This window comes from Sulfurospirillum halorespirans DSM 13726 (assembly GCF_001723605.1).
In the GTDB taxonomy this organism is placed as follows: Bacteria; Campylobacterota; Campylobacteria; order Campylobacterales; family Sulfurospirillaceae; genus Sulfurospirillum; species Sulfurospirillum halorespirans.
This window is the reverse complement of sequence record NZ_CP017111.1, coordinates 637766-661353: the sequence shown is the minus strand read 5'-3', so window position 1 is coordinate 661353 and position 23588 is coordinate 637766. Positions and strand designations below refer to the sequence as shown.

Genomic DNA, 23588 nt, shown 5'->3' with positions numbered 1-23588 from the left:
GAAAATTAGCTTATCCTTGCTCTTACGAAATTGAGAGAACCTCTTTGATCTCTTTTAATATCTGCTCTGTTTTTTCGCTGTTTTCCACAAGTGCAATGCGCACATAATTCTCGCCGATGCCGCCACGTCCTAAAAAACGCCCCGGTAGTACTTTGATATTTTTTTGCTCATACAGTTTACATGTAAAGCTCAAATCATCCTTCACAGGAAGCCAGACGTAAAATGTTGCATTCACTTCGGGCACACCTAAAATGTCATGCGCCAAAGAGAGGTTTTTCGCGTATTGCGCACGGGTGAGTTCCACATGCTCCATATCGTTCCATGCAAGCGCAGAAGCCATTTGAAGGGGCAATGGAATCGCCGCTCCCATGTAGGTGCGGTACTTTGCATAACCACTTAGGATTTTCTCATCACCTGCGATAAACCCTGAGCGAAGTCCTGGCGCAGAGCTTCGTTTGGAGATAGAGTTTAGCACCAAAACATTTCTAAATTTATCATTGCCTACATGTAAAGAGGCTTCAAGCAAAGAGGCTGGTTTTTCGCCCACATACAGTTCGCTGTAACACTCATCGTTTAACAGCACAACATCGTATTTTAGAGCAAATTTTACCCATTCGCCCAGCTCTTCAAGGCTTAAAACCGAGGTCGTTGGGTTGTTGGGAAAGTTGAGAATAATCAGATCGGCTTCTTTAAGTTCAGGCAAATTAATGTCAGGCTTAAACGCATTCTCTTTGGTGAGATTCAGATGCACCACGCGCGCACGACTCGCAATCGCCGCACCTTCATAGATCTGATAAAACGGGTTTGGATACGCCATAACAGGATTTGGCTTATCGTGCAGAAGGTACTGAGGAAAGCTAAAAAGCACCTCTTTGGTTCCAAACACGGAGATCAACTCACTACTTTTAAGCTCCACACCAAAACGCTTTTTCACAAACGCGCGCTGTGCTTCATTGACATACGCTTCGCCCGAAGATTTGGGGTATTTTTTGAGCAAATGCACATTTTGTTTGAGCGCTTCTTGAATAAAATCAGGCGTCTCAAACTGCGGCTCACCAATGGTCAATGTTACCGCTGGATGCGCGTGACTTGGTGTAATATCTTTCAATAATTCGGTCAATTTCTCAAAGGGATACGGTTCAAAATGCAATGGTTTTCCTTTTACATGTAAAACAATTTTTTAGTAGGGCATGCCAAATTTTTGGGTGATAAGTTCACCCTCATCATTTATATACAAATAATAGAGCAAATCTTTTTTAACACTGAGTCCTGCTAAATAACGCAGTGCCAAATTCGCCTGCAATGAAGCAATGTGCATCACAATCGGTGCGGCAATGCCAGCGGGTGTTTTGTTGCTGATCTGAAACGCTTTAAAACTACTCTTCTCAAAAAAACAGACTTGCCCGTTAAATGCCTCAACGGAGCCGTAAAGCCATGGGGTTTTCACCTCTTTGGCGTACAGATCAATGAGGGCACGTGTCGGTAAATTATCGGTCGCATCGATGATGAGATCGACTTCAATGCCTTTACATGTAAACGCTTCCAAGCGACCAATATGCGCCTGAACTTTCACAAAAGGGCAACGACTTTCGATGCTCTCTTTGACCACACTCGCTTTGAGTTTTCCCTCGTCGCCTAGTTTAAATGCGATCTGACGGTGAATGTTATGCACACTCACTTCATCAAAATCGACAAGGTGAATCTCGCCGATGCCTGAGCTTCCAAGGGCATACGCCAAAGAGCTTCCAAGCCCGCCGCAACCGATGATCACGATCTTTTTGCTTTGCAAGCTTTGCTGTGTCTCTTCGCCCCACAGCTGGACTTGTCTGTGGAAATAGTGCATCATGCGTTTTCTCTTCTGCTGACCTGTTTTTTCCATCCCCACAGTTTGCGCGCTTCGACAAGGCTCTCTTTTTCGAGGGTCGCAACCAGCATCTCTTCTTTATCGCCCAAGGTGAGTTCAACCTCGCCAAACGGTGAAATCAGGCTACTTTTGCCATAAAACTGCCATGTCTCTTCGTCTTTATAACTCCCCACACGGTTCGCGCGCAAGATATAAACGTTATTCAGCATGGCGCGCATCTTCAAAAGCTCTTCCCAACGGTGAACGGAGTCAAACGTCGAAGAGGTCGGTGTGAGTACGACATCCACATTTTTCTTCATCACTTCCATCCAAACAGTGTCAAAATGGAGCTCATAGCCACTCACGATTCCAAAGCGAATGCCGCCCAGTAAAAAGATCGGTAAGGTGTATTTAGAGACCGCATTGGCAAAAAACTTCTCTTCATTCCAGTGTTTATAGTTGATCAAAAATTGCTGATCGAAAAAATGCACCGATTTGGGAGAAAAATGAGCGTTACTTTTATAGCAAAAGTCCCCTTTGATGTTGACAATCGGCGCGATAACATGCAAATCATAATCAGCACAGAGTTTTTTTAAAACCTCGATTTTATGGTTCGACTGCTCTTTGATCATTGAAAGTGGCATACCCTCTAGCTCTTTAAAAAAGCTGTTGAGTGCGTATTCGCTGATTAAAACAACTTCAACCTCTTTTTGCTTACAGATGCGAAAATAGTAGTCGAGTTTTGCCTCGCTCATTGGGAGCGTGCTGAGTTGCAGTGCCGCTATTTTCATGACAACGCCTCTTTTTCTTGCAATTTGGTGTAGGTCAACTTTGCCTCTTCCAGCATCTTAGTCGCCTCTTTAAGAATGGCTATGCCCTCTTGGTACTTTTTCATCCCCTCTTCTAAAGAGAGTTCAGGGTTGGAAAGGTTCTCCAAAATTGTTTTTGCACTCTCAAGCTTTGCTTCAAAACTTTGCTCTTTTTCTGCCATTTTACTCAACCTTCTAGGTGCACTAAACTTTTGATTCCAGTGCTTTTTTAATGTAAAAATCAAACTTGTCGTACTCAACCAAAAAGGCATCATGCCCATATTGGCTATCAATGCAGACATAATCGACACGGTCAGATCTTCCCATATTTTCCAGCGTTGTCTTAATCAATGCCATCTCTTCGGGCATAAACAGGCAATCGCCTTGAAACGAGATCAGGGTCAGTTTGGCTTTAATATGCTTGATCGAATCTTCCAACGAGTCATAATTACGCGTTGCATCAAAGATATTCATCGCTTTAATGATGTAAAGGTAACTCAGCGGATCAAACCGCTTGGCAAAACTGTAACCGTTGTACTCCATATAACGCTCGACCTGAAAACGTCCAAAAAGCTCGTACAAACCGTCCGTCTCAACGTAATTACGTCCAAATTTTTTGTTCATCGAATAGGGACTTAAAAAACTAATATGCCCCGCCATACGACCAATCGCAAAGCTCAGCAGTCCCTCTTCTTCAAAATCTTCGGGATTATAATTGCCATTTTTAAACCGAGGGTCATTCACAATGCCCTCTATCGCGATTTTATTCCACGCAATCGCCCAAGGACCTGTTGCATACGTGGTCGCAAGCAGTATCACCCGTTTGGCAAACTCAGGATACTCAATGGACATACAAAGACCCTGCATGCCACCCAGTGAACCTCCAATGATCGCATACGCCTCTTTGATACCAAGGCGCGCAAAAAGGTTCATTTGCGCTCTGACCATATCGCTGATCGTTAAAACAGGAAATTTCAGACGCAACGGCTCTTTGGTTTTTACATTCACACTCATCGGTCCCGTGGAGCCAAAACAGCTTCCCAAAATATTGACACAAATGACACAAAAATGCGTCGTATCAATGATCTTGCCATCACCTATGAGCGGATCCCACCACCCTGCTTTGGTTTCGCCTTCATAACGACCTGCCGCATGGTAACTTCCCGTAAGGGCATGAAAAACCACGATGACATTGCTTTTGGTCTCGTTCATTTCACCGTACATCTCGTACTTGAGCTCGTAGGTTTCTAAGATACGCCCACTCTCCAAATAGAGGGGTTCATCAAAATGGGCAATCGCCGTTTGAATTTTCACACCGTTCCTTATTACTTTTTACCACGGTTTTTAGGCAAAGCCCAAAAACCTACGCTCGCCGCTGTGGCACTGAAGCTTGTCTCTTTCGAGACAGAATATTTTTTACATGTAAAACATATAATGCTTAGTTCACTCTGTAATTAGGTGCTTCGTGGGTAATGATAACATCATGCACATGGCTCTCTTTAAGACCCGCACTCGTAATCTCTACAAATTCCGCTTTCTCTTGGTAATCAAGAATATCACGCGCACCCACATAGCCCATGGAAGAGCGAAGGCCGCCTACCATTTGGAAGATGACATCGCGAATAGAGCCTGCATGCGGTACACGCCCTTCGATGCCTTCAGGTACGAGTTTATCCGCCGCTGTTCCCTCTTGGAAGTAACGATCGCTGCTTCCTTTGGTCATTGCACCAATGCTTCCCATACCGCGATACGTTTTGTATTGACGTCCTTGATAGGTGATAAATTCACCCGGACTCTCATCGGTTCCTGCAAGCAAGCTTCCAACCATAACGCTTTGAGCACCTGCGGCTAAGGCTTTAGCAAAATCGCCAGAGTACTTAATACCACCATCGGCAATGACGGGTACACCGTGTTTTTTACCCACTTCGGCGCACTCTTCAATCGCAGAGATCTGAGGAACACCCACACCCGAGACAATACGCGTTGTACAAATACTTCCAGGTCCTATGCCTACTTTAATGCCATCCACGCCTGCAGCTACTAAAGCTTCCGCCGCTTCTGAGGTTGCGATATTTCCAGCAATAATATCGACTTTCAGCTCTTTTTTGATGAGTTTAACCGTATCGATAATCCCTTTTGAATGTCCATGAGCCGAATCAAGAACCAAGACATCCACACCTGCTTCTTCTAAAGCACGCGCACGATCTAATTGCCCCACACCAATAGCCGCACCGACACGAAGTCTTCCAAAACTGTCTTTGTTTGCATGCGGATACTCTTGACGTTTTTTAAGATCTTTAATCGTAATCAAACCTGCAAGTTTGTTATTTTCATCGACGATAGGAAGTTTTTCTACCTTGTTCGTTCTAAAAATCGCCTCAGCATCATCCAAGGTCGTTCCTTTTTTGACGGTAATCAGAGGCATTTTGGTCATCAACTCTTCGACGTTTTTGCTGTAGTCATTTTCAAAACGAAGGTCACGGTTGGTTAAAATACCAATCAATGTATCGTTATCATCAATCACAGGAACACCCGAAATACGGTATTCTGACATGATAGTAAGTGCTTCTTTAAGCGTTGCCGTTGCTTTAATGGAGACGGGATCGATGATGATGCCACTCTCACTTTTTTTAACACGTCTGATTTCACGTACCTGAGATTCGATGTCCATATTTTTGTGAATAATACCAATGCCCCCAAGACGCGCCATCATAATCGCCGCACGGTGTTCCGTTACCGTATCCATTGCAGCCGATACAAGAGGGATATTGAGAGTGATATTTTTCGTTAGTTTTGTTTTAATATCGACCTCTTTAGGCAAAATCTCTGAATATTTTGGAACCAATAATACGTCTTCAAATGTCAATGCTCTTTTTCTAATTTTCATGGTGTGTCCTTATAACCCTAATTCTCTCTCTAAGCTCAGCGCTCCATCTAAGAGTGCCTGCTCACCGTACGCTTGAGCGATCAATTGCCCGCCAACAGGCAGACCTTTACTATCCTTGCCAAGAGGCACTGAAATACCTGGAAGTCCTGCAAGATTGAGTGAAATCGTGTAAATATCACTCAAATACATCTCCAACGGATCCGCTTTTGAACCAAACTCGAAGGCAGTGGTTGGCGTGACTGGCATAAAAATCAGATCAGCCTCTTTAAATATGGCTTCATATTGCGCCTTGATAAAATGGCGCGCCTTTTGTGCTTTGATGTAATACGCATCATAATAACCACTGCTTAAAACAAACGTCCCCAGCAAAATTCTTCGCTTCACCTCTTCGCCAAACCCAAGGCTTCGGCTTTGAATAAACATCTCTTTAAGGTTTTCATTGCTTCCACGGTTGCCATAACGAACGCCATCGTAACGGCTCAAGTTTGCACTCGCTTCTGCGGTGGCAATCACATAATACGCCGCGATGTCATATTTGTTATTGATGAAATTGCGATAAATAATTTTATGTCCCGCTTTTTCTAAAGCACGGATGCCATCCATCATGCGTTCACGCACTTCTGGACTCGCTTCATTGAGGTAATTTTCAATCACAGCGATCGTCATTTTACGATCCGCATTGAGCTTATCTGCCACACTTTGATGCGCTATATTTGCACTGGTCGAGTCTTTTGGCTCGTGTCCTGCAATGATGTCATACAAAATCGCCGCATCTTCGACATTTTGGGTAATTGGCCCGATCTGATCGAGTGAGCTTGAATACGCACCCAAACCGTAACGACTCACTTTTCCATAGGTGGGTTTAAGTCCTACACAGCCACAAAAAGCGGCAGGTTGGCGAATGCTTCCACCTGTATCACTGCCAAGGGCTGCAATCGCGATGCCACCCGCAACGGCAGCGGCACTTCCACCACTGCTGCCGCCGGGGACGCAGTTTGGATTGTGCGGATTTAAGGTTTTGCCATAAAACGAGGATTCGGTTGAGCTTCCCATGGCAAATTCATCCATATTGGTTCGACCAAACGGGGAGAGTCCATGACGAAGCATGTTGTCAATGACGGTTGCATTGTAAGGTGCAACATAGCCTTGGAGGATGTTGGAACCGCTCGTTACTTCCCAACCGTTCACTTGAATGTTGTCTTTAATCGCAATCGGAATACCTGCACCGCACTCGCTCATTGGTTTACATGTAAGCTGTTCAATGTAGGCACCCAGCTCTTTTTTAGCTTCAATCGCTCTTTTTAAATCTTCACGTATCTCAGCAATGGCTTCAGCAGGGAGTCCTAATGCCTCTTTCAATGTAATCAACTGTGATCCTTTAACGTTTTCGTTCTTTTATTGATCAGATAAATGCACACACCAATGACCGCAAAAATCGCGGCAATGGTGGTAAAAACAAAGCTAAGCTCTACAGGAGCGCTCAAATCAACCATTGAGTGCCTCATTGCATCGGTGGCACAGCTCTTCTTCGCTTTTTGATTTGTATTTCCAGCAACGTGGGCATTTGCATTTGGTCGCTTTGAGGATTTTAAATGTATCGCCTGCTACTTCAAATACGCCCATTTCGCCCTCTTCGTTGTGCTCGATCACTTTGCTGACCGTAAACCAATCTTCCGCGTCCACTTTTTCGAGTGCCCCAATTTTCGCTGATGTGGTTTGAAGCACTAACTCTAACGTTGATTTGATGATTTTCTCTTTTTTAAGTACATCAACGATCTCAAAGAATTTCTCACGTGCTTCGACCATATACGCTTCATCAAACGCCGTTGTCATCGCAGGAAGTGACGCATACACAAGGTCAAAAACACTCTCGCCTTTGCTTTTCAAAATGGCAGGTGCGTACTCCATCATCTCATCAATCGTATAGGTCAACGTTGGTGCCATCAACACCATCAATTTCTCCGCAATGAGCGCCATCGCACTTTGTGCAGAGAGACGAATCGTGTCATTTTTAGCGTTACAATAAAGCCTGTCTTTAGAAATATCAAGATAAATTCCGCTAAGTTCCACGGCAATAAAATGGTTAAGAAGTGCAAACCCTTTGGAGAATTCATACTCTCTAAAGTAACCCTGCGCTTCATCAAAAACCGCTTTGGCATGCACTAAAATCCACTGATCAAGCACACCCATCTGCTCGTAGGGTAAAATTGTCTCTAAATCATTGATATTTGCCAGTAAAAATCGGAATGTATTACGAATTTTACGGTATTGCTCGCTGATCTGTTTTAAAATATTGTCGCTGATTTTAAGGTCGGTCGTGTATTCGCTCGTGCCAACCCAAAGACGTAAAATCTCGACACCATGGCTTTTCGCAATATCGGTCGGGGCAACAACATTGCCCTTGGATTTGCTCATTTTCTCGCCCTTCTCATCGACCGTAAATCCGTGTGTTAAGATTTTACCGTACGGCGCGATGCCGTTATTGGCGGTACTGACTAAAAGTGAGCTTTGGAACCAACCACGATGTTGATCGCTTCCTTCCAAATACATCGACGCTGGGTAATCCCCTGCGTCATACTCAGGTGACTGAAGAACCGCTTTCCACGTACTTCCGCTGTCAAACCAAACATCCAAAATATCCATCACTTTTTCAAGATTTTCAGGGTTGTAACCGCTGTTTGCAACCAAAAGGTCTTTAATCTCTAAATCCCACCACGCATCCGCACCTTTTTCTTCAAAAATATTCGCGATATGCGTCACCACTTTTGTATCAAAGATCGGTTTACCCGTTGTTTTGTCTCTGAAAAATGCGATAGGAACACCCCAGTCACGCTGACGAGAAATACACCAATCAGGGCGATTCTCGATCATCGAACCTAAACGGTTAATGCCCGATTTTGGGTAGAAACGAACTTTTCCAAGCTCGTCCATCGCCATTTTACGAAGGCTCTCACGTCCATCAACGGCTTCGTCCATTGCCACAAACCACTGTTTGGTTGCACGGTAAATAACAGGCTGATGGGTTCTCCAACAAAATGGATAGGAGTGGGTAAACTTTGAACATTTCAAAAGTCGTGTGCCCAAAAGTTCTAAAATACGCTCGTTGCATTTAAAGATATGCTCGCCTACAAAACTCTGAGCATCAGGAAGTAGTCCTAAACGAACGACGGTTTCATCGTAACAGCCGCGCTCGTCCACAGGCATAATGACTTCAAGTCCGTAACGAAGCCCTACTTTGTAGTCCTCATCGCCATGACCCGGAGCCGTATGAACACAGCCACTGCCGCCATCCATTGTGACATGTTCGCCTAATACAAACTGTGCTTTACGACCATTAAGTGGATTGATCGCAAAGCTGTTTTCAAGCACGCTGGCTTTAAAGGTTTTAACGATTTCACCGCTCACCACACCTTGCTCCAAAAGCTTTACATGTAAAGGTTCAGCCACGATGTAACCGTCACTGGTGAGCACATAATTTTCTTCGGGGCTAAACGCAATACCGACGTTTGCGGGCAGTGTCCAAGGCGTTGTTGTCCAGATAATCACTGAAGCATCAACGCTAATCTCTAGTTTTGCTTTTGCCTCAGGTGTGAGTGCAAAGGCTACAAAGATGGAGTAGTCTTCTTTATCTTCATATTCCACTTCGGCTTCGGCTAACGCACTTCTTGCTGCCCATGACCAGTAAACCGGTTTGCTTCGCTCAACCAAAAGTCCTTTGTCTGCAACACCGCACAAAGCACGGTAAATGTCGGCTTCAAATTTAAATTTCATCGTCATATACGGATTGTCCCAATCGCCGATGACGCCTAAAGATTTAAACTCTTCACGTTGAATATCAATAAATTTGCGCGCATGTTCACGACACAATTCGCGAATTTTACTTTTAGGAAGTGCGTCTTTTTTCTCTTTTCCAAGATTCTTTTCCACTTGTTGCTCAATCGGCAAACCATGGCAATCCCAACCGGGAACATAACGGACTTTTTCACCGAAAAAATAGTGGGTTTTAACGATCACATCTTTAAGAATTTTATTGAGTGCATGTCCGATATGAATGTGCCCGTTGGCATACGGAGGGCCATCGTGAAGTATAAATGTCGTTGGGGCATTTTCTCTGTTGTGAATCATTTTTGCATACGCGCTTCCCTCTTTGGAAAACCACTTGGCATAGCGTGCAGGCTCGTTTTGAGGGAGGTTGCCGCGCATTGGAAAATCGGTCTGAGGAAGAAGCAAGGTCTCTTTATAGTCCATCTATTTATCTCTCCTTGGAAGCTACAACTCTTTACATGTAAGCGTCTCTTAAAATGAGGCAAGTTTATCTAAAAACGATTTAAGAAGCACTTACGGTATAATGTGCGATACGTTATACCGCAAAGTTTTAGTCTGCCAACACCGTTGGCAAGCTTTAGCGCCCTAGTAGTTCAAAGCACCAAAGTGTGCTGGGCTTTCTGCCGAAGAAAACACAGTGTTAACGTAGTTTTTAAAGCTTTGCTTTAAAAGCGTGTTAAGAGTTCTTGCAGAACTCTATTAAAAAAATAAAAAAGGGATACCTTATGAAAAGCTCTTTGATCGTTGTGGGAAAAGCATTGCGATACAATCTGCCATTTTTAAATTACATTCATGCAACTATTACCAAACATCTTGATCTTCCCGATCAAACCGTTTACATCGATAAAAACGATAAAGATCTTTTTTTCGTCCTCGAAGAGTCCATCGCGCATGCCGATGAAATCGTTATTGTCACTTCCAATGACAGTTTCAATTTGGTTAATAAGGTCATTGCGACATTGGGCGAAGAGTCTTTAGAGCTCAAAGGGGGCATGCTCATTCCTTCCAAAGCGGTTCGTTTTGAAGACAATAGCTATCTTTTAGACCGATCTGGCAAGCACATCAATGTCATCAAAGCACGTGAAAACAAACAATTACCTCCACTTCTCATTCAAAACAGCAACGCATCGGCACTTTTCTCGATCATTAATATTGATGAAGATTCCCTCAAAATTCTCGTCGAACCGCTGGCTCAAAATTATGAAATTCGCATCACACCGACCACCATTGTTGATGGCTGGATCAATGTTGAAGCAATCTCGAACAAATACGGCAATTTGGAAAATTTCTTTAAAGCGGTCAAATCACTTCTACCTCAAAAAGTCATTAACCACCCCGATGTCATCATGCACATCGCGCAATGTTTGGAAAGTGAAGGACAGACACTCAGCATTGCTGAGAGTTGCACGGGAGGATTGATTGCTTCAATGCTCACAAAACGTTCAGGCGTATCGGCTGTTTTCAAAGGCGGTCTTGTGACCTACTCCAATGAAATTAAAGAATCATGGTTGGGTGTGAGTCCAGAAACGATCGATCAGTTCGGAGCCGTGAGTGAACTGTGCGTGCGTGAAATGCTGGAAGGTGTGCTCAATGCGAGCCTCTCTGATTACGCAATTGCCACCAGTGGCGTGGCTGGTCCTACAGGAGGAAGCATCGAAAAACCCGTTGGCACCGTTTATGTAGGCGCACGCAATAAAAAGGGTGATGTGCTCATTGAAAGGCTTCTTTTGGAGGGTGACCGTGAGTACATCCAAACTCAAAGTGCCTACCATGCTTTAAAGTTGCTTTTACATGTAGGCGAAAGCATTTTTTTAAAAAGTGAAAAAATGTCTTGACAAATGAGATTTTTTTCTCTATAATTTCAGCCTCATTACGAGAAGAACGGTGAACGACTCGTTAGCTCAGTCGGTAGAGCATCTCCCTTTTAAGGAGGTGGTCGATGGTTCGAATCCATCACGGGTCACCACTTTTATCTGTGCGACCCCATCGTCTAGTGGTCCAGGATCCCGCCCTTTCACGGCGGTTACAGGGGTTCAAATCCCCTTGGGGTCGCCATATATGTTTCTTCTTTAGTGTCCCAGATGGTCGCTTAGCTCAGTTGGTAGAGCGCCACCCTTACAAGGTGGATGTCATAAGTTCGAGTCTTATAGCGACCACCATTTACGCGCGGCGGTAGTTCAGTTGGTTAGAATATCGGCCTGTCACGCCGGGGGTCGCGGGTTCGAGCCCCGTCCGCCGCGCCACGATTTTGTTTTCCCTCAGCATTTTCTCATTTGTTATGAAACTGCCTGAGCATGACTCGTTAGCTCAGTCGGTAGAGCATCTCCCTTTTAAGGAGGTGGTCGATGGTTCGAATCCATCACGGGTCACCATTGTCCTAAACAAACACACTTGTGCGACCCCATCGTCTAGTGGTTAGGACACCGCCCTCTCAAGGCGGGAACGGGGGTTCAAGTCCCCCTGGGGTCGCCATTTTCCCTAGATTAAACTCTATTACCTCTTTGGTTTATTCCTTCATTTTCATACACATCAATCTCATGTTTATACTCAGGATTGGCTTTTTTAAGCTCTTCATCCATAAAAGCAATCAATTTTGCATCTGCATTGTGATGGCTGGCTACCAATAAAACAAAATTGAGATAGATTTTTGCAACTTTAGGAGCCATACCTTTTTCTTTGAGCGGGAAAGGACACTCTTTGGCTGCTTTAAAAATAGCACTGGTGAGCTCATTACGCGTTGTGCTACGTTTTGCTGCAATATCAATGAGCGCTTCAATAGCAATTTTTCGCTCTTTTTCTTCTTGTTCGGGCGTATGAGAGACTTCAATAATCACTGTTTTTTGCATATTGGAGACAAGAATAAAAAGAGAGATTAAGACGATAGCAATAACAACCACAACCGTGATAATGAGATAATTCTCTTGCATGAAGGAGAGCCTCTTAAATTTTTGCCTATTATAGCACAACTTAGAAAGAGGGGAAAAGTTCCCCTCTTTTCATTTACGCTATTTTTGTGATATCGCGTTTAGGATAGGCAAAGGCTATGACAAGGCTTACAATAATAATCGTGTAGTAGACAAACGTTGGAACAGGGATCGGGTCACCTGCGGCGTACGAGTGCATGCCTGAGAGGTAAAAGTTCACACCAAAATAGGTCATAATGATCGAAGAGAAGGCAACAGTTGATGCAACTGCAAACGCAAAAGGAGTGCTAAGTTTAGGAACAAATCTAAAATGCACAATCGCGGCATAAATCAAAATTGATACCAATGCCCATGTCTCTTTTGGATCCCAACCCCAATACCTTCCCCAAGACTCATTCGCCCAAACGCCACCTAAAAAGTTACCCACGGCAAGAAGGCTTAGACCTAAGATCATCGCCATTTCATTAATGCGTGTTGCTTCAATGATGTTTCGATCAATCTCTTGGTTACGCTTAGAAGTTTTTTTGTCACGCAAAATAAAAAGAATCAATGTAAATAAGCCTAAAATGGCACACAATCCAAAGAAACCATAACTCGCCGTAATCACCGAAACGTGGATATTAAGCCAGTAGGATTTTAAAACCGGTACAAGGTTCGTAATTTGGGGGTCCATCCAACTTAGATGCGCCACAAAGAGCGTCACACCCGTTAAAATAGAGGTTAGTGCAAGCGAGACAACCGATTGGCGTGAGAAGAAAATACCTGCAAGTGCTAACGCCCACGCAATGTAGATCATCGACTCATAGCCATCACTCCATGGTGCATGGGTTGAGATATACCACCTAAGCCCCAAGCCTCCTGTATGCGCTAAAAATGCCATAAAATTGATTGCAAAAACAATTTTTGTCACTGTCACAATACGTAAAGCAGGGTTAATCATTTTAGCAAAGATAAAACAGAGCAATACTAAACCGCTCAAGAGATAAACAGGGGTCAAACGATCAAAAATCTTCGCATGGTTAAAGAAAATCTCCGCTTTAATGCGACTCTCACTGGGGATAATTTCAGAACCATACTGCTCTTGATACGACTGAAGCTTTTCAAGTGCTTTATTGGCACTTTCCCAACTGCTTTTTTCCAGTCCTTCACTGATCGCTTCAAAATAGCCACCAAGGAGCGCTCTGACTTCATCGCCTTCTTGTTTGGAGAAATTCATCACCGCTTCTTGAGGTGCAAACCAACGTTTGGAGAGGTCATTTTGCTTTGGAATCATTTTGAAAACTTCACCCGTATAGACCATATAGCAGATGTTAACGCGTTCGTCTACTTTGAGAATGTCTTTATCGAACTGATTGCGAAGAGCTGGTTTTTTACGATTCGCCTCTTCTGAGTATTTCGTCAGTTTAAAAGCATGATCGCCCTCTTTTTCAAAAAAGTCATTAAATGAGGCGTATTTTTGATTTTCCGCAATGCCAATAATTTTTTTAAGTTCAGGATGAAACACCTTAATAATCGGCAAACTTTGCCACTCCGCAGGTGAACTCATCATACTGAGAGCCACTTGATTGGCACTCATGCCCTCAAATGTAGAGCCACCATAAATTTTATTCAAAAGCTCCGTGGAAATTGTATCGATAGGTTTGATTCTTCCATCGGCACTTTGAGCCAACAGCCTTCCAAATTGATCGGCATGTTTGACATCGTACTGTTTTAAAAAAGCGATGTAATCTTCATTCGTGTACGTCGTAGCAGCCTGTAAACCGCTGCTGTGCATCAAAGAAAGCCCTATAAAAAGTGCTAAAAAGAGAGATTTCATCTTTGTCATATCTCTTTGCACCATGCTTGCTAGTTTACGGAAACGACTCTTGGGATTGAGAAGATTGAGAAAAAGACCAAGAGATAACAGAAAATAACCAAAATACGTTGGAATTTTTCCAGGATCGTTATTGACAGACAAAATGGTTCCTTTTTCATCGGTATCGTACGAGCTTTGGAAGAAACGAAAGCCCCGGTAGTCGAGTACGTGGTTCATATAAATACGAAATGGCATATGCACACCTTTTTCTGTGTCCACCACTTCAACTTCACTGGCATAGGACATCGGTGACATAGAGCCAGGGTAACGATCGAGTTGAAATTCATTGAGTTTGATGTCAAAGGGAAGTTCAAAAATTTGTGAACCCCATTCAAAGATAAAAGGAATACCCGCGATGATCTCTTTGGTTGGTGCACCCTGACTTCCTTTGCCATGACCAAACATAGCGACCTCTTTGGTTTCCCCTTTAAAGCTGACATCGACAATGACCGCAGATGTCGCATTGCCTTTTGCCATAGGCGTTTTATCTTCAATGACTTTTTCTTTACCTTTTAAGCCGATGTAGCGTGGAGCAAAATTGATATTGCCAATGGTATAAAGCTGTCCTGTGATGAAGTCCTCTTTGGTATCGGCTTCGTATTCGCCCCGTTTGTTCTCAACCATTTTAAACCATGCGATTTTCGATTTGGAGGAGAAGTAAAATTTGCCTTCTTCTAGGGTAAACGCGATGATCTCTTTGGCACTTTGCACAGGTTTGGCATTGAAACTAAAAATATATTCACTGGTTTCGTATGTTTCGCCCTCTTTGAGCACAACGCTCAAGCTTTCGCCATATCCACTGAGCATCATCGAAATCATTGGCACGCCAGAAGGATCATCCACAACTTTTGCTGTCGCATTGGGCAGATACTCTTTAAATTTCACCGCCGCTTGATCGCCACCCACATCAAATGCAAACGAAAATCGATTGCCGCCAACATGTGAAATCAGTTGAGGCTTAGCATAGCTGTAGGTTTTTCCCTCTTTAAGAGCACTGGCTTGAATAAACGCATCGCTAGAGACGACCTTATTTTCCAGCATTCCATTTCTTACATGTAAAGATCCTTCAAAGCCAAAATAGCGCGTAACGCCTGATCCTATAAGGATAAAAACAAAACTGATATGGAAAAGAAAGGAAGGAAGTTTATCAAGGGTATAAATTTTATATCGGATCATATTGTAGATGAGAATGACACATAAGGCGACTTGAAGTAGCTCAAACCACCAAGAGGTATAAATCAGTGCCCAACTGGTTTCGACACCAAAATCATTTTCAATAAACGTAGCAACACCACTAAAAAGTCCAAAAAACAGTAAAAGAATGATCGCTGACTTCATCGAAAAAACCTGCTTCAATACAAAATCCATAAAACTCCCTCGGCTGGAAAATAAGACTTCTTTCATCGTGTTTTTAACGTGCATGGCGACGAAACGCGATGAAAGAAGTCTGGTGATTATGGTACCTTTTTAGAGTAAATAATTTATAAATCATAAGACTTTCCTTACATAACAATATTAAATATATGTGTCCGTGCAAAAAGTCTTATTTAGGAGAAAACCTCTAAGATTTAGAGGCTTACATGTAAAGCAGTTTTGGCTTATCCGCCGAGGTATTTTTTGCGAATCGTATCATCGCCGATCATCTCTTTCGCAATGCCGTTCATCACAATTTTGCCATTTTCAAGCACATACGCATAGTCTGAGATTTTAAGCGCCGCAAAGGCATTTTGCTCGACCAAAAGAATCGTAATGCCTTCATCGCGTAATCGCATAATAATCTCAAACACTTCCCCAACGATCTTTGGCGCAAGCCCAAGACTCGGCTCATCCAACATTAAAAGTTTAGGCTCACCCATAAGCGCCCTTGAGATCGCAAGCATCTGTTGTTCACCACCACTCATCGTTCCTGCAAGCTGATAGCGCTTGTCTTTGATGCGAGGGAAAAGCTCATACATCGTATCGCGCAGGTGTTCGTAGTTTTCATCGTTGTTAAACGCACCCATACGAAGGTTTTCTTCAACCGTTAAGTTGATGAAAATTTTACGCCCCTCAGGTACCAAAGAAAGACCATGTTGTACCAGCGTGTGCGTTTTATGATTACGCGTGTCGTAGCCTAGAAAATTAATATCGCCCGTTTTTTTCACGCTGTTTAAAAGGGCTTTCAGCGTTGAGCTTTTACCCGCACCATTGGAGCCAATCAACGAGACAATCTGCCCTTCTTTCACCTCAAAATCAATCCCTTTAACAGCCTCGATCAGTCCATAATAGACATGTAAATTTTTAACATTAATCATTATGAAAATCTCCTAAATACGCTGCTATCACTTCAGGGTCTTGAATCGCGTCAGCGGGTTTACCCTCAAAAATTGTTTTACCATAATCCAGCACTAAAACTTTGTCGCACAGTTGGTTGACAAATTTCATGTCGTGCTCGATTAAAAGAACCGTCAAATCAAAATCAACACGTGCTTTTTTGATGATGTCACCAAGCTCTTCCGTTTCAGAAGGATTCATGCCCGCTGCTGGTTCATCAAGAAGCAAAAGGTCTGGATTGGTCGCAAGTGCTCGCGCGATTTCTACTTTGCGTTGTTGTCCGTAGCTGAGATCAACCGCTTTTTCATGCGCCAATGCGCTCATGTCAAAATAGTCCAAAATTTCCATTGCACGCGCTTTAATACGTCTCTCTTCTGTGATAAAACGAGGAAAACGGATGATGGATTCAAAAAATCCATAGCGTGCTTGGAAATCAAACCCGATTAAAATATTGTCTAAAACACTCATGCTTGAAAAAAGCCTGATGTTTTGAAAGGTTCGTGCGATGCCTTTGCGAACAATATGATGAGGCTTAAGCCCACTAATCGCTTCGTTTCTAAAAATCACTTCACCCGATGTTGGGACATAATTGCCCGTAATGATGTTAAACATCGTGGTTTTACCCGCACCATTAGGACCAATCAGTCCAAAAATTTCTTTAGGTGCTACACTAAAACTGGTCTCTTTGATGGCTGTAACGCCACCAAAATTTTTCGTGACATTGTCAATTTTCAAGATCATTTGCCACCCTTTCTACGCCATTTCAAGAGGTCTGTCAACTCACGTTTTCCCATAACGCCCTCACGCGCAAAAAGCATAATCAAAATAAGTCCAAGCGAGAAGACAACCATGCGCATACCAGGCATTGCCGTTGTTTCGTACCCTAAGAGGTTCATCGGCTCATCCAAGAAACGCATCCACTCACTGCCTCCCATGACAAGCACCGTACCGATAATCGCGCCTGTTGTACTGCCAAGACCACCCAAAACGATGATGATAAGTAGTTGGAACGTAAAGAAAAAGTCGAAAAGATCGGGAGAAATGCTCGTCAGAAGTGCCGCTAAAAGTCCACCGCCAACGCCTTCAAAAAAGGCACTCGTACAAAAAGCAAGTGTTTTGGCTTTAAAGGTGTTGACACCCATTGCAATCGCAGCATCTTCGTCATCTCTGACAGCTTTCATCGCACGACCAAATTTGGAGTTGATGATGTTCAGCACAACAATCACCGCAATCATCGCGATGCCACCCGTCCAGTAGAGATTGGAAAACTCTGGAATGTCATTGATACCTAAAGAACCATTGGTCACTTCAGGAACGTTAATCGCTAAAATTTTGATAATAAATCCAAAACCAAGAGTCACGATAGCAAGGTAATCGCCGCGTACTCGAAACACAGGAAACGAGAGACATGCTGCTAAGCTTGCGGCAAAAGCACCTCCTAAAAGAAGCGCTACCACAAAATTCGCATGCAAGGTTAAAACAAACGGATAGGGATCGACGATCGCGTATTGGTACTGTTTTGCTTCAGGACTTGTTAACAAAAGGGCTGCGACATACGCACCGATGGCAACAAAACCATTGGGCTCCAAGGAAAACTGACCGGTAACACCATTGATCAGATTGTAACTTACCGCCAAGATAATAAAAATAGCGATGTTATTTAAAATTCGAATCGTGTATTCATCAAAATGAGAATTTGAAAACCAGATAAACCACACGGTAATGGCAACAAATGAAATTTTAAGCCACTGTTCTTTTTTTAGCATAAGTGTATTCATCTTAAAACCTACTTTTTTCAAAATCAATGCCCAAAATACCTGTAGGCTTAAAGAGAAGGATTAAGATCAGGAAAATAAACGCAAAGGCATCTTTATAACCACCCAGTTCAGGGAAGAAAGCAATCACAACGACTTCCGTAAAACCGATAATTAAACCTCCAAGTACGGCACCTCCAACACTACCAATACCTCCAACAACCGCAGCGGCGAACGCTTTGAGTCCTACAAGCACACCCATCATCGGCTCAACGGAAGGGTAATTCACCGCCCAAAAGATACCGCCGACGGCGGCAAGCGCTGATCCTATACCAAAAACAAGGGTGATGATACGATTGGCATCAATGCCCATCAGATTGACCGTTCCAACATCAAAAGCAAGGGCACGAATTGCCATTCCATATTTTGTTTTAAACAAAACCCATAAAATAACTGCCAGTAAAAATGCGGTGATAATTGGCACGATAATCGCTGAAACAGGCATCATTAAGCCCATAAAGTTAACCACTTCTTCCAAATAAGCAGGCACAGGGAACGCTCTAGGAACGCCACCAAAAAAGACGTTAAACGCATTTTCAAGGAAAAAGCTGACACCAATAGCGGTAATTAAAAGTGAAATTTTAGGAGCACTTCGTAACGGTCGATACGCAATGCGATCGCTCGCCATACCCAAAAGCGCTGAGCCAACAATAGCCAAAATAACAGCTGCTCCAAAAGGAAGCCCCAGTACAGCAATACCAAAATAACCTAAAAATCCACCCACCATCATAATATCGCCATGCGCGAAGTTAATGAGTCTTAATACTCCATATACCATCGTATAACCAATGGCAATCAGCGCATACATACTACCAAGGCTAAAGCCATTGATCATTTGTTGCATAAACATTGTTAAATCCAAATAGATCTCCTAAAATATTTTAGAGCAATGCCCACTTTTGCAAGTGGAAATTGCTCTAAAATCTCTCTTTACACCTTTACATGTAAAGAGAGAAAAGAATTTATGGATTGACAGTTGCTTTGTAAACTGCTTTGCCATTTTGAACGACTTTGATAACCGCTGAACGTGTAGAGTTACCGGTTTTATCCATGTTGATAACACCCGATACGCCTTCAAAGTTAGCCGTAGCTTTGATCTCTTTGTTGATACAAATGCTGTCTTCTGGATTGGCACAACGATTCATTGCATCAAGCATAACGTTATACGCATCTGCACCAAGCGCCACAAAAGAGTTAACCTCTTGTTTGCCAGTTTTTTGAGCATATGCCGCAATAAAATCTTTTGAACGTTGTGTCGGAGGTGCAGCATAGTCAAAGAAGTCTGTAAACATGTAACCCTCAACCGCGTCGCCACCTAAATCGATAAAGGTTTGATTGGCAACACCATCGCCTGAGAACATTGGTTTAACAAGCCCAATTTGTTTTGCTTGACGCGCGATCATAGAAACTTCAGGGTGATACATTGGCAAGAAGAGCATGTCAGGATTTGCAGCTTTAATTTGAGAAACAACCGCTTTAAAGTCTTTATCGCCTGAGCTTACTTTGATCTCTTTTACTACTTTACCACCAGCTTTTGTAAACGCATCCACAAAAGCTTTTGCAAGACCAAGAGAGTAAACTTGCGCTTGATCGACGACAACAACCGCCGTTTTAAGTTTAAGATCTTTAGTTGCATAGTTCGCAACAACCGCACCTTGGAAAGAGTCCGTAAAACAAACACGGTTTGCAAACTCTTTTTGTTCAGTAAGTTTATCATTAGTCGCAACAGGAGAGATAACAGGGATCTGTTTTTTCTCAGCAATTGCCATGACTTGAGCGGTATTGGTGCTGGTAAGCTCACCAATGATTCCCACAACTTTGTCAGAACTGATAAGTCGTGTCGCTGCATTCGCAGATTCTACTTTATCACCTTTGGTATCGATGAGTACCAATTTAATGGTGTCTCCATTTTTAAGTTTTGGCTGCAAAGCATTTGCAAACTCAATACCTTCATATGCAGTTTGTCCGTATGCCGCAAGCGGTCCACTCATAGACATCGTAACACCTACGCTGATCTCTTTTGCAAAAGAAGACGATGCTAAAAGCGCAACAGAGGTAGCAAGCAGAGCTAGTTTCTTCATGAAAACTCCTTAGTATAGTTGTGAAAATATATTACAAGAAAGTTACTTAAGGTTGAATGTAAAGTTGGAGTGTTGCTGTATAAAAAATGTGCAGATAAGGGAAGTGCTTTTCAAAAAAGATTAAGGTTGTTACGAAAACAATGAGAGCTTTTAGGATGCTTGAAGATCACTGTTTAATGTTTACATGTAAAGCTATATCTTTGTCGCTATTTATTTAACACTAACCATTATTTTCGCCGCATACATTAAAAGCCCTGCAATTAAGATGCCACCTATGATTGTCGTTAGTATCATCATTTTAAACTCCCTAGTTCATCAATATTTTTATCAATTTTCTCTCTGACTTTTTTCAAAAGAAGCAATACAAAAGTCGAAACGCCAAACCCAAGTGCAGACAAAATAATAATATAAAACTCTACTTGATGTGTCAATGCTTGATAAAAAGTTGTTACCGTTCCCGTAATTGTAGCTAAAAAGAAAATAAAAAGATTTTTATATTCTTCTCTTAAAACAGCAAGTTCTTCTTTAAGTTTATCAATAGGTGGCATGTTTATACTCCAGATCATAAGAGTTGAAACCTTATAGAAATCATTATAACAAAAACAATAAAAAAATAAGCTTTTATAAGTTAGAGTAAAGTAGTGATCAAGAAGACAAAAAATTGGTAAGAAAAGTCGGGGCTGTTAAGAAGCTTGAAGATCACTTTTCAATAAGATTCTTTCTGCTGCACTTGCGATTTGTTTTAGTGTCTCTAATACTAAAGCATCAGACATAAATGGCTTCTTGTGTAATTTGCTGTTTGAGAAAAGGATTCATTGTCTCTCTGAGACGAATGACATCGACAGGTATTTTAAAAGTTTCTTGCAATTCTTGGCGAATCGCTGAGAGCGTTAAAAGGTTTGGTTTATCAAGCTGAACAATGACATCCACGTCACTCTCACTGCTTGCTGTACCTTTTGCATAACTACCAAATAAGCCAATTTTTGTGACAGAATACTTTTGATAGAATTCATCTTTATGTGATTGTAAAAAAGATAAAATATCTTCACGACTCATATCTGCCTCCTATAAATTGATTACTTACATTATAACACATTCGGTGCTGTGCAAGAAGTCTATTGGAGTATGATTCGTAATTTATAGCGAAGAACACGTTATAGGGAAGAGAGAGTAACTCCGCCTCATAACAAGACGGAGCGATTAAAAAGCGAGAATTAGAATTTGTAGTTAGCTTTAACCCAAAGATCGTCGCCATCAACATCTTTATCTTGTTTCTCATATTGAGCACCAAGGCTAAATCCTTTAAGAGCACCTGCAAATTTATAAGAACCATACACAGCTGAAGAAGAAGCTTCGTATTTATCTGATGTAACAGTCTTTGGATTTGATGTTGCACCTAAATATCCATCAGCAAGTACATAACGTACACCAATGTTTGCTGCTTCAGTTATATCATAATTTAAATCAATAAGGTATGATTTTGTATCTCTGTTGTAACCGTTCATTGCAATGATAGGGTCAGTATAAAGAAGATCAGCGCCATTACCTAATCCAGAAATAAGGGCATCACCTGCTACGGCATCATCACTTACTTGAGAGTATGCTACAGTACCGTTGATACCTTTAAAGCTTAAACCAGCTTTAAATGCATATAAATTAATGCTATCATCAGCTGTTGTAGAATCCTCAAAACTATTATAATAGTCTTGTGCACCTAGGGTATAGCCAATTTCGCCAACTTTTCCTTCATAGAGTGCTTCAATATAACCAATATTAACACCACCATCAACTGCACCTGCTGCTGCATATACATCAGCATACGCATATGCACCTGTTAAGGTTAAACCAGTGATTGATTTATTGATAACGGCAAATGTATATCCACCATTATCAAGTTCTGCATTAACTGAAGAGTTTGTTGAGAATGTTTTAGTAAATTCACCAACATCTCCATCACGATTTGTTCTTGATTGGAATTTTTGAACATAACCAGCAATTAAAGTTGTGTTTGGAAGGTCAGTATTGATAATTGCAGCGCCTTCAAACGCTTCTTTAATGACACGTGATCCGCTACCACTTACAAGGGGAGTATCTAAGAACATACGTCCGACCATTGCTGTTGTTTTACCGATGTTATATGCGATATAGGCCTCTGATAGTACAGCACCTGAACCATACATATCACTTACAAAACTTGCAGTATTGCCATTCTCACCTTTTGCATCATCATCAGCAAAAGGAGATGAACTACCTTGAGCCGTTAATCCAAGAGTAAAGCCATAGAATGATGCTGTTTTATAGCCAAGCATAACACCTGTTGTAAAGATATCTGAATCATCATTACCATTATCTCTTGTAAAATAATAAGCTTTAAGCTCACCATTTACTGTACCATTTTTAAAAGCGTCAGCAAGTGTGTCTGCTGCGAATGAGCTAGATGCAAGTCCAGCAACAACGATAGCCGCCAAGCTAAGTTTAGCTAATTTCATATTTTCTCCTTAAATTTTGGTTACCATTCGGTTACAATCAGAAGTATACAAAAAAAAGTAATAAAGTCAAATAAATGTGTGATGAAATAGTAAGCTTTTTAGAAATTAAAGAGGTTTAAAAAAAATTTAATAATGAAATCTGCATTGTGCCACAATAATTAAATCATCCAAAAATTTATAAACCAATCGATGCTCTGCAGTAATACGCCTTGAAAAGTATTTTTCCAAGTCACCTTTTAGTCGTTCTGGTTTTCCAATACCATTGCTATCATGTGGATTTCGTTTAATATCTTCTAAAAGTAGATTGATGCGTTTTACAATTTTTTTATCATTTTCTTGCCAATAAAGATAATCTTCCCATCCTTTCGCGGCAAAGCCAATGATCATGCAATTTCTTTACATGTAAATTTCATACCTTCAATCTCTTCAACAGCATCTAAGAGCCTATCTCTATTAGTTTTTGAAGAAAGTAGGTACATTGTTTCTTTGATGGCACTGTATTCATCGTAGGACATGAGCACAACAGACTGATTATCTTTTGTTGTAATGATGAACTGATCAAAATCCGTGCATGCTTTGCTTATAATACTTCTTAGGTTATTTCTAGCCTGTGAATAAAAAATGGCTTGCATCTAAAGCTCCTTTTGACAATATATTGGCATTTTAATACAAGATAGTTTATTTGTCAAGACGATGTGAATTTATCGGGGAGGACTGAACTTTAAACGTTTACATGTAAACGTTTAAT

22 protein-coding genes and 6 tRNA genes are annotated in these 23588 nt (G+C 41.9%); 7 read left to right on the top strand and 21 right to left on the bottom strand.

Features of this window, described 5'->3' with window-relative positions:
- Nucleotides 1–22: 22 nt before the first annotated feature.
- The 9 genes from SHALO_RS03310 to ileS all read right to left on the bottom strand — a co-directional run bounded on the left by SHALO_RS03310 (nt 23) and on the right by ileS (nt 9787).
- Nucleotides 23–1150 (bottom strand): succinyldiaminopimelate transaminase, encoded by a 1128-nt coding sequence (locus SHALO_RS03310; RefSeq protein WP_069477353.1) that lies wholly within the window; start codon nt 1148–1150, stop codon nt 23–25.
- Between the two features lie 30 nt (nt 1151–1180).
- Nucleotides 1181–1846, bottom strand: coding sequence for a HesA/MoeB/ThiF family protein (locus tag SHALO_RS03305; RefSeq protein WP_069477352.1), 666 nt, complete (start codon nt 1844–1846; stop codon nt 1181–1183).
- Nucleotides 1843–2634, bottom strand: a complete 792-nt coding sequence (locus tag SHALO_RS03300) for a carbon-nitrogen hydrolase family protein (protein WP_069477351.1) — start codon at nt 2632–2634, stop codon at nt 1843–1845. Before SHALO_RS03300 ends, SHALO_RS03305 begins: the two co-directional genes overlap by 4 nt.
- Nucleotides 2631–2834 carry an exodeoxyribonuclease VII small subunit gene (gene xseB / locus SHALO_RS03295; protein ID WP_025343835.1) on the bottom strand — a complete coding sequence of 68 codons (204 nt, stop codon included), beginning with the start codon at nt 2832–2834 and terminating at the stop codon, nt 2631–2633. The genes SHALO_RS03300 and xseB overlap by 4 nt, the downstream gene beginning before the upstream one ends.
- 22 nt (nt 2835–2856) lie before the next feature.
- A complete protein-coding gene (gene metX, locus SHALO_RS03290; RefSeq protein WP_069477350.1) occupies nt 2857–3966 on the bottom strand; it encodes a homoserine O-acetyltransferase MetX in 1110 nt (369 codons plus the stop codon).
- A gap of 124 nt (nt 3967–4090) precedes the next feature.
- On the bottom strand, nt 4091–5539 hold the full coding sequence (gene guaB / locus SHALO_RS03285; RefSeq protein WP_069477349.1) for an IMP dehydrogenase: 1449 nt from the start codon (nt 5537–5539) through the stop codon (nt 4091–4093).
- Nucleotides 5540–5548: 9 nt separating this feature from the next.
- Nucleotides 5549–6907, bottom strand: a complete 1359-nt coding sequence (gatA, locus tag SHALO_RS03280) for an Asp-tRNA(Asn)/Glu-tRNA(Gln) amidotransferase subunit GatA (protein WP_069477348.1) — start codon at nt 6905–6907, stop codon at nt 5549–5551.
- Nucleotides 6904–7032, bottom strand: coding sequence for a hypothetical protein (locus SHALO_RS15595; protein ID WP_274532263.1), 129 nt, complete (start codon nt 7030–7032; stop codon nt 6904–6906). Before SHALO_RS15595 ends, gatA begins: the two co-directional genes overlap by 4 nt.
- Nucleotides 7025–9787, bottom strand: a complete 2763-nt coding sequence (ileS, locus tag SHALO_RS03275; RefSeq protein ID WP_069477347.1) for an isoleucine--tRNA ligase — start codon at nt 9785–9787, stop codon at nt 7025–7027. The genes SHALO_RS15595 and ileS overlap by 8 nt, the downstream gene beginning before the upstream one ends.
- Before the next feature lie 302 nt (nt 9788–10089).
- Between ileS and SHALO_RS03270 the strand changes: the two genes are divergently transcribed.
- The 7 genes from SHALO_RS03270 to SHALO_RS03240 all read left to right on the top strand — a co-directional run bounded on the left by SHALO_RS03270 (nt 10090) and on the right by SHALO_RS03240 (nt 11836).
- Nucleotides 10090–11199, top strand: coding sequence for a CinA family protein (locus SHALO_RS03270; protein ID WP_069477346.1), 1110 nt, complete (start codon nt 10090–10092; stop codon nt 11197–11199).
- A gap of 55 nt (nt 11200–11254) precedes the next feature.
- Nucleotides 11255–11330, top strand: a tRNA-Lys gene (locus SHALO_RS03265).
- 13 nt (nt 11331–11343) lie between these two features.
- Nucleotides 11344–11419 (top strand) — tRNA-Glu (locus SHALO_RS03260).
- A gap of 28 nt (nt 11420–11447) precedes the next feature.
- A tRNA-Val gene (locus SHALO_RS03255) sits at nt 11448–11523 on the top strand.
- A 7-nt stretch (nt 11524–11530) separates the two neighbouring features.
- A tRNA-Asp gene (locus SHALO_RS03250) sits at nt 11531–11607 on the top strand.
- A 53-nt stretch (nt 11608–11660) separates the two neighbouring features.
- Nucleotides 11661–11736 (top strand) — tRNA-Lys (locus SHALO_RS03245).
- Nucleotides 11737–11761: 25 nt separating this feature from the next.
- Nucleotides 11762–11836, top strand: a tRNA-Glu gene (locus SHALO_RS03240).
- A gap of 11 nt (nt 11837–11847) precedes the next feature.
- Here SHALO_RS03240 and SHALO_RS03235 read toward each other — a convergent pair.
- From SHALO_RS03235 to SHALO_RS03180, 12 genes are all read right to left on the bottom strand, one after another.
- Nucleotides 11848–12291 carry a hypothetical protein gene (locus tag SHALO_RS03235; protein ID WP_069477345.1) on the bottom strand — a complete coding sequence of 148 codons (444 nt, stop codon included), beginning with the start codon at nt 12289–12291 and terminating at the stop codon, nt 11848–11850.
- Nucleotides 12292–12364: 73 nt separating this feature from the next.
- On the bottom strand, nt 12365–15511 hold the full coding sequence (locus SHALO_RS03230) for a cytochrome c biogenesis protein CcsA (RefSeq protein ID WP_069477344.1): 3147 nt from the start codon (nt 15509–15511) through the stop codon (nt 12365–12367).
- 230 nt (nt 15512–15741) lie between these two features.
- Complete coding sequence (locus tag SHALO_RS03225) at nt 15742–16437, bottom strand: ABC transporter ATP-binding protein (protein WP_069477343.1); 696 nt, start codon at nt 16435–16437, stop codon at nt 15742–15744.
- Nucleotides 16430–17197 carry an ABC transporter ATP-binding protein gene (locus tag SHALO_RS03220; RefSeq protein ID WP_025343826.1) on the bottom strand — a complete coding sequence of 256 codons (768 nt, stop codon included), beginning with the start codon at nt 17195–17197 and terminating at the stop codon, nt 16430–16432. The genes SHALO_RS03225 and SHALO_RS03220 overlap by 8 nt, the downstream gene beginning before the upstream one ends.
- A complete protein-coding gene (locus SHALO_RS03215) occupies nt 17194–18222 on the bottom strand; it encodes a branched-chain amino acid ABC transporter permease (protein ID WP_069479298.1) in 1029 nt (342 codons plus the stop codon). The genes SHALO_RS03220 and SHALO_RS03215 overlap by 4 nt, the downstream gene beginning before the upstream one ends.
- Before the next feature lie 13 nt (nt 18223–18235).
- The gene (locus SHALO_RS03210; RefSeq protein ID WP_025343824.1) at nt 18236–19132 is read right to left on the bottom strand and encodes a branched-chain amino acid ABC transporter permease; all 897 of its coding nucleotides are present in this window, start codon (nt 19130–19132) and stop codon (nt 18236–18238) included.
- 100 nt (nt 19133–19232) lie between these two features.
- The gene (locus SHALO_RS03205) at nt 19233–20351 is read right to left on the bottom strand and encodes an ABC transporter substrate-binding protein (RefSeq protein ID WP_037961242.1); all 1119 of its coding nucleotides are present in this window, start codon (nt 20349–20351) and stop codon (nt 19233–19235) included.
- 293 nt (nt 20352–20644) lie between these two features.
- Nucleotides 20645–20899: a hypothetical protein gene (locus tag SHALO_RS03200; RefSeq protein ID WP_145923217.1), complete on the bottom strand. Its 255-nt coding sequence runs from the start codon at nt 20897–20899 to the stop codon at nt 20645–20647.
- Between the two features lie 217 nt (nt 20900–21116).
- Entirely contained in the window at nt 21117–21407 is a 291-nt protein-coding gene (locus SHALO_RS03195; protein ID WP_025343821.1) for a nucleotidyltransferase family protein, read from the bottom strand.
- Between the two features lie 158 nt (nt 21408–21565).
- Nucleotides 21566–22840 (bottom strand): OprD family outer membrane porin, encoded by a 1275-nt coding sequence (locus SHALO_RS03190; protein ID WP_069477342.1) that lies wholly within the window; start codon nt 22838–22840, stop codon nt 21566–21568.
- 126 nt (nt 22841–22966) lie between these two features.
- A complete protein-coding gene (locus SHALO_RS03185) occupies nt 22967–23227 on the bottom strand; it encodes a Txe/YoeB family addiction module toxin (RefSeq protein WP_025343819.1) in 261 nt (86 codons plus the stop codon).
- Nucleotides 23224–23472: a type II toxin-antitoxin system Phd/YefM family antitoxin gene (locus SHALO_RS03180; RefSeq protein ID WP_025343818.1), complete on the bottom strand. Its 249-nt coding sequence runs from the start codon at nt 23470–23472 to the stop codon at nt 23224–23226. Before SHALO_RS03180 ends, SHALO_RS03185 begins: the two co-directional genes overlap by 4 nt.
- Nucleotides 23473–23588 lie beyond the last annotated feature (116 nt).